Origin of the sequence: Micromonospora sp. NPDC049051 (assembly GCF_043197575.1) — a bacterium.
Classification (GTDB): domain Bacteria; phylum Actinomycetota; class Actinomycetes; order Mycobacteriales; family Micromonosporaceae; genus Micromonospora.
Window position 1 is genome coordinate 398,537 of the sequence record NZ_JBICTL010000004.1, and the last position, 10,917, is coordinate 409,453.

The 10,917-nt window shown below is 73.3% G+C and carries 12 protein-coding genes; 8 read left to right on the forward strand and 4 right to left on the reverse strand.

Translation table 11 applies throughout. The features are described 5' to 3' along the window. Positions 1 to 18 precede the first annotated feature (18 nt). Together ACGFIR_RS18655 and ACGFIR_RS18660 are read right to left on the reverse strand one after the other, a co-directional pair. Positions 19 to 1,455 (reverse strand): FAD-dependent oxidoreductase, encoded by a 1,437-nt coding sequence (locus tag ACGFIR_RS18655; RefSeq protein ID WP_393146185.1) that lies wholly within the window; start codon positions 1,453 to 1,455, stop codon positions 19 to 21. Then, complete coding sequence (locus ACGFIR_RS18660; protein WP_393146187.1) at positions 1,452 to 3,569, reverse strand: molybdopterin oxidoreductase family protein; 2,118 nt, start codon at positions 3,567 to 3,569, stop codon at positions 1,452 to 1,454. Before ACGFIR_RS18660 ends, ACGFIR_RS18655 begins: the two co-directional genes overlap by 4 nt. A 146-nt stretch (positions 3,570 to 3,715) precedes the next feature. Here ACGFIR_RS18660 and ACGFIR_RS18665 point away from each other — a divergent pair, with 146 nt between their 5' ends. Then, positions 3,716 to 4,411: a class I SAM-dependent methyltransferase gene (locus ACGFIR_RS18665; RefSeq protein ID WP_393146189.1), complete on the forward strand. Its 696-nt coding sequence runs from the start codon at positions 3,716 to 3,718 to the stop codon at positions 4,409 to 4,411. 58 nt (positions 4,412 to 4,469) lie between these two features. On the opposite strand, the gene ACGFIR_RS18670 is transcribed toward ACGFIR_RS18665, so the two are convergent. Both ACGFIR_RS18670 and ACGFIR_RS18675 read right to left on the reverse strand, forming a co-directional pair. Further along, positions 4,470 to 4,763 (reverse strand): hypothetical protein, encoded by a 294-nt coding sequence (locus ACGFIR_RS18670; protein WP_392998481.1) that lies wholly within the window; start codon positions 4,761 to 4,763, stop codon positions 4,470 to 4,472. 36 nt (positions 4,764 to 4,799) lie between these two features. Further along, positions 4,800 to 5,234, reverse strand: coding sequence for a helix-turn-helix domain-containing protein (locus ACGFIR_RS18675; protein WP_392998483.1), 435 nt, complete (start codon positions 5,232 to 5,234; stop codon positions 4,800 to 4,802). 231 nt (positions 5,235 to 5,465) lie between these two features. Here ACGFIR_RS18675 and ACGFIR_RS18680 point away from each other — a divergent pair, with 231 nt between their 5' ends. The 7 genes from ACGFIR_RS18680 (at position 5,466) to ACGFIR_RS18710 (ending at position 10,910) form a co-directional block, all read left to right on the forward strand. Further along, the gene (locus tag ACGFIR_RS18680) at positions 5,466 to 5,723 is read left to right on the forward strand and encodes a DUF6364 family protein (protein WP_088998395.1); all 258 of its coding nucleotides are present in this window, start codon (positions 5,466 to 5,468) and stop codon (positions 5,721 to 5,723) included. Further along, entirely contained in the window at positions 5,713 to 6,006 is a 294-nt protein-coding gene (locus ACGFIR_RS18685) for a hypothetical protein (protein ID WP_392998485.1), read from the forward strand. Before ACGFIR_RS18680 ends, ACGFIR_RS18685 begins: the two co-directional genes overlap by 11 nt. Before the next feature lie 125 nt (positions 6,007 to 6,131). Continuing rightward, positions 6,132 to 7,517 carry an MFS transporter gene (locus ACGFIR_RS18690; RefSeq protein WP_393146191.1) on the forward strand — a complete coding sequence of 462 codons (1,386 nt, stop codon included), beginning with the start codon at positions 6,132 to 6,134 and terminating at the stop codon, positions 7,515 to 7,517. A 192-nt stretch (positions 7,518 to 7,709) separates the two neighbouring features. Then, complete coding sequence (gene rplM / locus ACGFIR_RS18695) at positions 7,710 to 8,153, forward strand: 50S ribosomal protein L13 (RefSeq protein ID WP_154941857.1); 444 nt, start codon at positions 7,710 to 7,712, stop codon at positions 8,151 to 8,153. 20 nt (positions 8,154 to 8,173) lie between these two features. Continuing rightward, entirely contained in the window at positions 8,174 to 8,638 is a 465-nt protein-coding gene (gene rpsI / locus ACGFIR_RS18700; RefSeq protein ID WP_088647409.1) for a 30S ribosomal protein S9, read from the forward strand. Between the two features lie 109 nt (positions 8,639 to 8,747). Further along, positions 8,748 to 10,100 (forward strand): phosphoglucosamine mutase, encoded by a 1,353-nt coding sequence (gene glmM / locus ACGFIR_RS18705; RefSeq protein ID WP_392998489.1) that lies wholly within the window; start codon positions 8,748 to 8,750, stop codon positions 10,098 to 10,100. Positions 10,101 to 10,334: 234 nt separating this feature from the next. Continuing rightward, the gene (locus ACGFIR_RS18710; protein WP_392998491.1) at positions 10,335 to 10,910 is read left to right on the forward strand and encodes a hypothetical protein; all 576 of its coding nucleotides are present in this window, start codon (positions 10,335 to 10,337) and stop codon (positions 10,908 to 10,910) included. Positions 10,911 to 10,917 lie beyond the last annotated feature (7 nt).

Consider the following 10,917-nt stretch of genomic DNA (forward strand, 5'->3'; position numbering starts at 1 on the left):
GCCTGCTGATTCGCTCGCTCATTGCGTCACCTCCACCGATTCCACTTCCGACAACCAGCCGACGATGCCGGCGACCGCGTCCCGGCAGCTCCCGCATCCCGTGCCGGCCCGGGTCGCGGCGACCACGGCGTCGACCGTCCGGGCCCCGGAACGCCAGCAGCTCACCAGCGCTCCCTTGCTGACGTCGTTGCACCGGCAGACGGTCGCCGCGTCCGGCATCAGCGCCGGGGTCGCGGCGGGCGTGGCCGCCGCGCCGAACGACCGGCCGAGCAGCAGGCCGCGCCGGTCGGCCGGCACCGGCTGGCCCCGGTCGAAGAGCTGGATGACGGTGCCGACCGCCGGGTTGTCGCCGAGCAGGATCGCGCCGGTCAGCCGCTCGTCGCGGATGCGCAGCCGGGCGTACGTGCCCCGGGCCGGGTCGGCGAAGGTCAGCTCCTCGCCGGTCCCGCCGTCGCCCGGGTCACCCATGGCGGCGAGGTCGATGCCGGTCGCCTTGAGCCGGGTCACCGCCGGGCGGGGCCGGTAGCGGGCCCCGGCGTCCTCCCCGGTGAGCACCTGCGCCACCACCCGGGCCTGCGCCCACGCCGGGGCGACCAGCCCGGTGAGGGCGCCGTCGTGCTGGGCGCAGTCGCCGATCGCCGAGATCCGCGGGTCGCTGGTGCGCAGCCGGTCGTCGACCAGCACGCCCCGATCCACGGCCAGCCCCGCGGCGGCGGCGAGGGCGGTGTCGGGGCGTACCCCGCAGGAGAGGACCAGCAGGTCGGCGGCGAGCGAGCGGCCGTCGGCCAGGTCGAGGTGGACCCCGTCGGCGTCCGCGACCACCCCGGCCGCCGCCACGGCCAGGTGGGTGCGCACCCCGAGGCCGGCGAGCGTGTCGGCCAGCACGGCCGCGCCGGCCGGGTCGAGCTGCCGTTCCATCAGGTACGGCACCGGGTGCACCACCGCGACGTCGAGGCCCCGGGCGGCGAGCGCGCGGGCCGCCTCCAGCCCGAGCAGCCCGCCGCCGAGCACCAGGGCGCGGCGCGCGCCGGCGGCCACGGCGAGGATCCGTCGGCAGTCGTCCAGGGTGCGGAACGGCACCACCCGCTCCGGCAGCCGGGGCCCGTCCAGCCCGGGCAGCGGGGGCACCACGGCCCGGCTGCCGGTGGCGAGCACCAGATGGTCGTACGCGACGCGGTCGCCGTCGTCGGTGCGGACCGTGCCGCTGGCGCGGTCGACGGCGGTGACGCTCACCCCGGTACGCAGGTCGACGCCCTGCCCGGCGGCCTCGGCCAGCTCCACGTCCGGCTCGCCGACCTTGCCCGCCAGCAGGGTGGAGAGCATGATCCGGTTGTACGCCCGGTGCGGCTCCGCGCCGAGCACGGTGACCTTCCGGTCCCCGCCCCGGGCGTGCAGCTCGCCGGCCAGCCGGGAGCCCGCCATCCCGTTGCCGATGATCACGATGCGCTCGGTCATGGCACCCTCTCCAGCCGGACGGCGCAGATCTTGAACTCCGGCATTCCGGAGACCGGGTCGACGGCGTCGTTGGTGACCGAGTTGGCGCGCGCGGCGCCGCCCCAGTGGAACGGCGCGAAGACGGTGTCCGGCCGGATGGCGGTGCTGAGCCGGGCCGGCGCGCGCAGTTCGCCCCGGCGGGAGACCACCCGCACCGGTTCGCCGTCGCCGATGCCGAGCCGCCCGGCCAGGTCGGGGTGCAGCTCGACGAACGCGTCCGGGGCGGCCCGGCGCAGCGCGGCGACCCGGCGGGTCTGGGTGCCGGACTGGTACTGCGCGAGGACCCGGCCGGTGGTGAAGTGCAGCGGGTACTCGGCGCAGACCTCCTCGGCCGCCGGCCGGTGCTCCACCGCGTGGAACCGGGCCCGCCCGTCCGGGGTGGGGAAGCGGTCGGCGAAGAGCCGGGGGGTGTCCGGGCCGTCCTCGGCGGGGCAGGGCCAGAAGACGCCGTCGTGCTCGTCGATCCGTTCCCAGCTCACCCCGGCGTAGTCGGCGATCCCGCCGGCCGAGGCCCGCCGTAGCTCCGCGAACACGACCCGCGGATCGGCGGCGTCCTCCCCGCCGGCGCCACCCCGGAGCCGGGCGGTGAGGTCGGCGAGGATCCCCAGGTCGGTACGGACACCCGGCGGCGGCGTACGCAGGGCGCGGCGGCGCAGCACCCGGCCCTCCAGGTTGGTCATCGTGCCGTCCTCCTCGGCCCACTGGGCGGTGGGCAGCACCACGTCGGCCAGCGCGGCCGTCTCGGAGAGCAGGAAGTCGGCGACCACCAGCAGATCGAGATCGCGCAGCCGGCCCTCGATCCGGGCGGCCCGGGGCGCGGAGACCACCGGATTCGAGCCGAAGACCAGCAGCGCCTTCGGCCCGGCGGGCGTGCCCAGCGAGTCCAGCAGCTCGTACGCCGGCACGCCCGGCCCGGGCAGATCCTCGGCCGGCACGCCCCAGACCCCGGCGACGTGTTCCCGGGCGGCCGGGTCGTCGATCCTGCGGTAGCCGGGGAGCTGGTCGGCCTTCTGCCCGTGCTCCCGTCCGCCCTGCCCGTTGCCCTGCCCGGTGAGGCAGCCGTACCCGGAGCCGGGGCGGCCGGGCAGGCCGAGGGCGAGCGCCAGGTTGACGAAGCCGGTGACCGTGTCGACGCCCTTGGCGTGCTGCTCGGCGCCGCGCGCGGTCAGGATGATCACGCGCTCGGCGGTGCCGAGGGCCCGGGCGGTCGCCTCCAGGTCGGCCACCGGCACCCCGGAGAGCGCCTCGGCGCGGGCCGGCCACCAGCCGGCCGCCACGCGGCGGACCGCTTCGAAGCCGATGGTGCGCCCGGCCACGTACTCCCGGTCGATCCAGCCCTCGGTGAGCGCGATGTGCAGCAGTGCGTTCGCCACCGCCAGGTCGGTGCCCGGCAGGGGTTGCAGGTGCAGGTCGGCCTGGCGGGCGGTGGCGGTGACCCGGGGGTCGACCACGATCAGCCGGCCGCCGCGTTCGCGCTGCTCGGTCAGCCAGCGCACCAGCGGGGGCATGGTCTCCGCCGGGTTCGCGCCGACCAGCAGCAGCGTGTCGGCCCGGCCCAGGTCGGCCAGCGGGAACGGCAGGCCCCGGTCGATGCCGAAGGCGCGCATGCCGGCGGCCGCCGCCGAGGACATGCAGAACCGTCCGTTGTAGTCGATGTGCCTCGTACGCAGCGCCACTCGGGCGAACCTGCCCAGCGCGTACGCCTTCTCGTTGGTGAGTCCGCCGCCGCCGAAGACGGCGACCGCGTCGGGTCCGTGGCCCTCCTGGACGGTGCGCAGGCCGGTGACGATCCGGTCGAGGGCGGCGTCCCAGGTCGCCGGGTGCAGCTCGCCGTCGGCCGGGTCCCGCAGCAGCGGGGTGGTCAGCCGCTCGGGGTGGTCGAGCAGCTCGGCGGCGGTCCAACCCTTCTGGCAGAGGCCGCCCCGGTTGGTGGGGAACTGCCGGGGCAGCACGCTCACCCGGCCGGGCTCCTCGCGCAGCGTCATCCCACACTGGAGGGCGCAGTACGGGCAGTGCGTGGCCACCTGGCGGGGCGTCCGGCCCGGTCCGGTCGCCGCGTGTGCACCGTCTGTCATGTCGGCAAAGCGTGCCGGTGAGCGGTTTCCGGTCCGGGTCCCGTTTGTTTCGGTCCTGTCAAGAGCGGCTCACACCGCACGCTGGCAGCGGGCAGGTTCGCAGCGTTTACAATGTGGGAGCTTGTTCCTATATTTTGGGAGGCGCGATGGACGTGGCCGAGGCCTTCGACGCGGTGGCCGGCAGCTACGACGAGGCCCGCCGGCGCCTCGTGCCCTGCTTCGACGCCTTCTACGGCACCGCCGTCGAGGTAGCCGCGCCGCCGCTGCGTGCCGCGCTCGCCGCAGGGCGTACGCCCGAGGTGCTGGACCTGGGCGCGGGCACCGGGCTGCTGTCGTTGCTGCTCGCCGCCGCCGTGCCGGGGATCCGGCTGACCCTGGTCGACGCCGCGCCGGCCATGCTCGCCGTCGCCGCCGACCACCTGCGCACCCGTGGGGTGGCCCATCGGACGGTGCTGGCCGACCTGGCCCACCCGCTGCCCGCCGGGCGCTACGACGCGGTGGTCAGCGCGCTGGCCGTGCACCACCTCGACGACGCCGGCAAGCGCGAGCTCTACCGGCGGGTGCCGGCGGCGCTGGCGCCCGGCGGCGTGTTCGTCAACGCCGAGCAGGTCGCCGGCCCCACCGAGGCGCTGGACCGGCGCTACCACGAGGTGTGGCTGGCGCAGGTCGCCGCACGGGGATCCGACGCCGACGAGATCGCCGCCGCCGAGGGCCGGATGGCGTACGACCGGCCCGCGCCGGTCAGCGCGCAGTGTCGCTGGCTGGCAGAGGCCGGCCTGGTCGACGTCGACTGCCACTTCAAACAGTGGCGGTTCGCCGTGTTCGGCGGTCGGCGCGGGTGAATGACGCACGGATGCCGAACTGACACCGACGTGGCCGTAGCCGGCGCACCTGCCCCGGCTACGGCCGGTCGGTGCGCCCGTCGAGGTGGCCTTCAAGGCGTTGGGCGAACCGGTGCGCCCCGGCCTTGCGCAGGTGGGCGATCAGATCCTGCTCATCGCGATCCTCGGTGACCAGGCTGCGTCGGTAGTAGGAGACCTGTTTCAGGACGACGCGCTGGACCAGTCCCATCGACGTGTCGGCGACGTAGGCGAGGCAGTCGCTCTCCAGCGAGAGCAGGCTGATCCAGTCGCGCAGGGTCCGTGAGTACAGGATGTTGGCGTCCAGGAACACCAAGGGGGCGCCGAGCGTCACAGTGGACACCGTATCCAGCGCCGGAGGGTGACCGCGCTATTCGTCGACGTTGAGCCCGAGCGCGTCGGATTCCAGCATCAAGGCCTCGTACGACTTCCGGCGCTCCCGCATCTGGCGCTGCCGGAACGCCAGGACGTCGGAGAGGAGCAGCCGCCGGTGGCTGCCCACCCGATGGCAGGGGATGGCAGCGGTCTCCAGAAGGCGGACCAGCGTCGGGCGGGACATGCCGAGGAGCTTGGCCGCCTCGGTCGTCGACAACTCCCGGGCAACGGCGCTCACGGCGACTCCGTCGCCACGGGCGAGCAGTGCCGATGCGTGCCGCAGGACGTCGAGCAGTTGGGCGGGGAGTTCGACCTCCTCGCCGTTCGGCGAGACGAGGCGAGCCTTCGCTGTAGGGGCCTCGTCCGGATGGCGCCTGAGGAGTCTGTCGACCGCGGCGACCTGGCTGCGCTCGGCTCCCGCGCTGGGCATGACGGACGTCGTCCTGGCGGTCGGGCTCACGGGCGTCCCCCCTCGTGCGGCAGGCCGTTCCAGAAGCTGTCCTGACGCTTCGGACATCGTCTCCTGCAAGCGCAACAACCGCAAGCGCAATCGAATATTTCAGTTATGTGGCAGTGGCGGTTTGCCGTGTTCGGCGGTCGGCGCGAATAGGTGGGGTCGACGGGATGACTGCCGGTCATACCGATGGGTAGTCTGCTCGGCATGACTGCCAAGGTGACCCTGTCGTTCTCAGACGAGACGATCGAGGAGGCCCGGCGGTTCGCGAAGCGCGAGGGGCTCTCCCTGTCGGCGTGGATGGACCAGGCGGCCCGCGAGAAGGCGCTGCGCGAGGTCTTCACCGCGCACGCCGCCGCCGTCGGCCGGGCCGGTCTCGACCTCGAAGCCGCCGCCCTCGCCGACGCCCGCGAGGTGGGCATGGTCGACGACGTGCTCTTCGGCGGGCGCCCGCGTGCTGCGTAGGGGCGAGGTCTGGCGCATCGACGGCGCCCGGGAACGGCTCGGACTGGTCATCAGCTCCGACGTCTACAACTCCACCGACGTGCCGATCGTGATCGTGGCCGAGGTGGTCGAGGAGGCGCTGCTGCGCGACTCGCCCCTGGCGGTGCCGATGGGCGCGTACGTGGTGATGCCCGACCGGCTCTCCTCGCCGATGAAGAAGTGGTTCACCGAGTGCGTGGACGTCGCCGACACCGAGACCATGCACCGGGTCGGCCGGGCGCTACGCATCCTGCAAGAGCTCTGACATCTCACCGGCGGCGTCCGCCCGTGGTGCGGTCTCCGTTGCCGTCCCGACCCGCGACGGGCACGGCGGGGTAATCCCGGATTCCTAGCGTTCCTCCAGGTCGCACCGACGAGGAGGAGCCGCCCGTGAGCGCACTCGCCCCCACCACACCCCTGGCCCCGGTCGCCCGGCCGGCCGCCGGCCGCCGGCGCCGCATCGACGACTGGCGCCCCGAGGATCCCGAGTTCTGGCGTACGACGGGGGCGCGGATCGCCCGCCGCAACCTCTGGGTCTCGATCTTCGCCGAGCACGTGGGCTTCTCCGTGTGGAGCCTCTGGTCGGTGACGGTGCTCTTCCTCGGCCCCGGGTACGGCATCGACCCGGCGGGGAAGTTCCTGCTCACCGCGGTGCCGGCCGCCCTCGGGGCGGCGCTGCGGCTGCCCTACACGCTGGCCGTGGCGCGCTTCGGCGGGCGTAGGTGGACGATCGTCAGCGCGCTGCTGCTGCTCGTCCCGGCCGTGCCGATGACGGTGCTGCTGGAACCCGGCGTCTCCTACTCCACCCTGATGGTGCTGGCCTGCCTGACCGGCGTGGGCGGGGGCAACTTCGCCTCCTCGATGGCGAACATCAACCTCTTCTACCCGCAGCGGCTCAAGGGCCGGGCGCTCGGGCTCAACGCCGGCGGTGGCAACCTCGGCGTGCCGGCGGTGCAACTGGTCGGCCTGGCGGTGCTGGCGACGGCGGGCGCCGCGTACCCCCGCCTGGTGCCCGCCCTCTACCTGCCGCTGATCGTGCTGGCCGCTCTCGCCGCCGCACGCTGGCTGGACGACGTCCCGGAGGCGCGCAACGAGCCCGGCGCGCTGCGCGAGGCCGCCCGCGACCCGCACACCTGGGTCGTGTCGCTGCTCTACGTCGGCACCTTCGGCTCCTTCATCGGTTTCGGCTTCGCCTTCGGCCAGGTGCTCCAGCTCCAGTTCGCCGAGCGCTTCCCGACCCCGGTCGACGCCGTCTGGCTGACGTTTCTCGGCCCGCTGATCGGGTCGCTGGTCCGGCCGGTCGGCGGCCACCTCGCGGACCGCCTCGGCGGGGCCCGGGTGACCTTCTGGAACTTCGTCGCGATGGCGGCCGGCGCCGCCGTGGTGCTCCTCGCGGCCCGGGACCGCTCGTTCTGGCTCTACCTGCTCGGCTTCCTGTCGCTCTTCGTCTTCTGCGGGATCGGCAACGGCTCGACGTACAAGATGATCCCGGCGATCTTCCGGGCCCGCGCGGCGGCCGACGTGGCCGCCGGCCGGCGGGACGAGGCCACGGCGCGGCGCTGGGCCGGGCGGATGACCGGTTCGCTGATCGGTATCGCCGGGGCGGTCGGGGCCTGCGGCGGACTGCTGGTGAACGTCGCCTTCCGGCAGTCGTTCCTGGCCCGGGGCAGCGCGGACGCGGCGTACGTCGCCTTCGTCGTCGCGTACGCGGTCTGCTTCGGGGTGACCTGGCTGGTCTACCTGCGCCCGGGCGTACGCCGGGCGGTCGGGGTGTGAGCACCGCCGGGTATCCTTCGGGGGCCAGGCGGGGGCGTACCCCCGTTTTGACCTGCCGATGGGGCGGCGGGTATCGTTGCCTGCTGTTGTACGACATCCAGAGGCGTGCCGCCTGAGGTACGCTTGGTCGTTCGTGCGCGCCCGGTAACCTCGGCGCGCGACCCCAGACCGACGACGAGACAAGGTATACCTGTGCGTACGTACAGCCCGAAGCCGGGTGAGATCGAGCGTCAGTGGCACGTCATCGACGCCTCTGATGTCGTGCTGGGCCGCCTGGCCACCCACGCCGCCACGCTGCTGCGCGGCAAGCACAAGCCGACTTTCGCGCCGCACGTCGACACGGGCGACTTCGTCGTCATCGTGAACGCGGGCAAGGTCGCGCTGACCGGCAACAAGCGCCAGACCAAGATCGCCTACCGCCACTCCGGTTACCCGGGTGGTCTCAAGCAGGTCGGCTACGACGAGCTGCTGACCAAGCGTCCCGAGCGGGCCATCGAGCTGGCCGTCAAGGGCATGCTCCCGCACAACAAGCTCGGCCGTCAGCTCATCAAGAAGCTGAAGGTCTACGCCGGTGCCGAGCACCCGCACGGCGCGCAGCAGCCGGTGCCGTTCGAGATCAAGCAGATCGCGCAGTGAGCGCGGGCGAAGGAAACAGCATGACCGACATCACCGAGACCGAGGTCGCCCCCGAGGCCACCGAGGCGCCGGCGCCCGTCGCCCGCGCGCCGCGTGGTGACCGCCCGATCCAGACCGTGGGTCGGCGCAAGGAGGCCATCGTCCGGGTGCGCATCGTCCCGGGCAGCGGCAAGATCACCTGCAACGGCCGGGACCTCGAGGCCTACTTCCCGAGCAAGGTGCACCAGCAGCTCATCAAGGACCCGCTGGTCACCGCCGAGAAGCCGGAGGCGTTCGACGTCATCGCCAACCTGCGTGGCGGCGGCACCACCGGTCAGGCCGGCGCGCTCCGGCTGGCCATCGCCCGGGCCCTGATCGTCAGCGAGCCGGACGACCGCCCGGCGCTGAAGAAGGCCGGCTTCCTCACCCGGGACGCCCGGGTCAAGGAAAGCAAGAAGTACGGCCTCAAGAAGGCCCGTAAGGCTCCCCAGTACTCGAAGCGCTGATCAACAGCTGCGCGTTGTACTTCTGACGAACGGCCGGGTCGCCTCCCCTCGATGGGAGGCGGCCCGGCCGTTCGCCTTTCCTGGACCGTTTCATCGGAGGTTGGCGGGTATGGGCCGGTTGTTCGGCACGGACGGCGTACGCGGGCGGGCGAACGCGGATCTCACGCCTGAGTTGGCGCTGGCGGTGGCGGTCGCCGCCGCGCACACGCTCGCCGAGTCGGACCGGAGCCATCCCCCGTTGGCCGTGGTCGGGCGGGACACCCGGGCCAGCGGCGAGATGCTGGAGGCCGCCGTGGTGGCCGGGCTCACGAGTGCCGGCGCCAACGTGGTCCGGGTGGGCGTGCTGCCGACCCCGGCTGTGGCGTTCCTCACCGCCGAGACCAAGGCCGACCTGGGCGTGATGCTCTCCGCCTCGCACAACCCGATGCCCGACAACGGGATCAAGCTCTTCGCCGCCGGCGGGCACAAGCTGCCGGACGAGATCGAGCTGCGGATCGAGTCGGCGGTGGAAGCCAACGCCACCACCGCCTGGAAGCGGCCGGTCGGCGCTGGCGTCGGCCGGGTGCACGACCTGCTCGACGGCGCCGACCACTACGTGCAGCACCTGATCGGCACGGTGCCGCACCGCCTCGACGGGCTCAAGGTCGTGGTCGACTGCGCCAACGGCGCGGCGGCCGAGGTGGCGCCCGTGGTGTACCGGGAGGCGGGGGCCGAGGTCGTCGCCATCTACGCGGAGCCGGACGGCCTCAACATCAACGACGAGTGCGGCTCCAACCACATCGAGGCCCTGCGGGCCGCCGTGGTCGAGCACGGCGCGCACCTGGGTATCGCCCACGACGGCGACGCCGACCGCTGCGTGGCGGTCACCGCCGACGGCGACGAGGTCGACGGCGACCAGGTGATGGCGATCCTCGCGCTCGCCATGCGGGAGGCCGGCACCCTCACCGACGACACCCTGGTCGCCACCGTGATGAGCAACCTCGGCCTGCGGCTGGCCATGTCCGCGCAGGGCATCCGACTGCTCGAGACCAAGGTCGGCGACCGGTACGTGCTGGAGGAACTGCGCGCGTCCGGCCTGGCGCTGGGCGGCGAGCAGAGCGGGCACATCGTGATGCCCGCGTACGCCACCACGGGCGACGGCGTGCTGACGGGGCTGCACCTGATGTCCCGGATCGCCGCCACCGGGAAGTCCCTCGCGGAGTTGGCCGCCGTGGTCACCAAGCTGCCGCAGGTGCTGATCAACGTGCCGGTCGGGGACCGTACGGTCGGCGCCGCCGCGCCCGCCGTCCGGGCCGAGGTCGAGCGGGCCGAGGCGGAGCTGGGCGAGACCGGCCGGGTGCTGCTGCGCCCCTCCGGCACCGAGCCGCTGGTCCGGGTCATGGTCGAGGCGGCCACCGAGCACACCGCCCGCGAGACGGCCGAGCGCATCGCCGACGCGGTTCGCGTCGCCAGCCCCGCCTGAGCACCCTCCCGCTCCGGCGGCCGTCCGGTCGTCGGGGCGGGTGTGACGGGTCGGCGTGAGTAACGTCGGACCCGTACCTGGCGAACGGTCCCTCGGCGCAGCCGCAACGGTTCGTGACGGGACTCGTTCGGTCATCCGCCGTCTCCCAGGCGTCAGCGCTCCGCACCGAACGACCGCTCGACCGACGACATTGGAAGGTTGTCCGCCGCGGGCGCCATCCATACTGTCAGCGACGTGATCGCTACCGGAAGGGATGCGGGCGGGGAGCGACGGGACCTGTTCCCCGTGCTCGTCGAACGCAACCTGCGTCGCGCCGGGCGGTCGTGGCACGGGCTGCGCCGCCGTGCCGAGGCCGAGCTGCCGGCCCGTCGCCCGGGCACCGTCCGGGTGTTCGAGGTGGCTGGGCGGCACGTCGTGGAGCCGATCGGTGTCACGTCGGATCCTGTCGCCCCGGTGGACGCCGGCAGCGTCGCCCTGGTCGACCTGCGGCCCCGGACCCTCTTCGTGGAGGTGCTGCTCCGGCCGCCGACAGGTGCGGACAGGTGTGTCCTCAAGGTCGGCTTCCGAGCGCGGGTCGTCGACGCCGCGACCGTCGCCCGGCTCCGGATCACGAACCTCTTTCCCGAGTTGGACGCATTCATCAACCAGAGCCAGCGGTTGCGCTGGTTGGTGACGGGCACGAGCCTGGACCGCCTGGACGAGGCGTACTTCCGCATCCACCAGCGGCTGATAGCGCAGTGCCACGCCAACCCTCCGGACGTCCCCGGGATGCAGATCCGACTCGTGTCCGTGCACGTCACGATCGTGTAGCCGTCAG

Excerpts from the sequence above, each read along its gene's own strand:
- ACGFIR_RS18675 (WP_392998483.1), bottom strand. The coding sequence starts at position 5,234 with ATGCCCAGCGCGGGAGCCGAGCGCAGCCAGGTCGCCGCGGTCGACAGA.
- ACGFIR_RS18680 (WP_088998395.1), top strand. The coding sequence starts at position 5,466 with ATGACTGCCAAGGTGACCCTGTCGTTCTCAGACGAGACGATCGAGGAG.
- ACGFIR_RS18660 (WP_393146187.1), bottom strand. The coding sequence starts at position 3,569 with ATGACAGACGGTGCACACGCGGCGACCGGACCGGGCCGGACGCCCCGC.
- ACGFIR_RS18655 (WP_393146185.1), bottom strand. The coding sequence starts at position 1,455 with ATGACCGAGCGCATCGTGATCATCGGCAACGGGATGGCGGGCTCCCGG.
- rpsI (WP_088647409.1), top strand. The coding sequence starts at position 8,174 with ATGACCGACATCACCGAGACCGAGGTCGCCCCCGAGGCCACCGAGGCG.
- ACGFIR_RS18665 (WP_393146189.1), top strand. The coding sequence starts at position 3,716 with ATGGACGTGGCCGAGGCCTTCGACGCGGTGGCCGGCAGCTACGACGAG.
- glmM (WP_392998489.1), top strand. The coding sequence starts at position 8,748 with ATGGGCCGGTTGTTCGGCACGGACGGCGTACGCGGGCGGGCGAACGCG.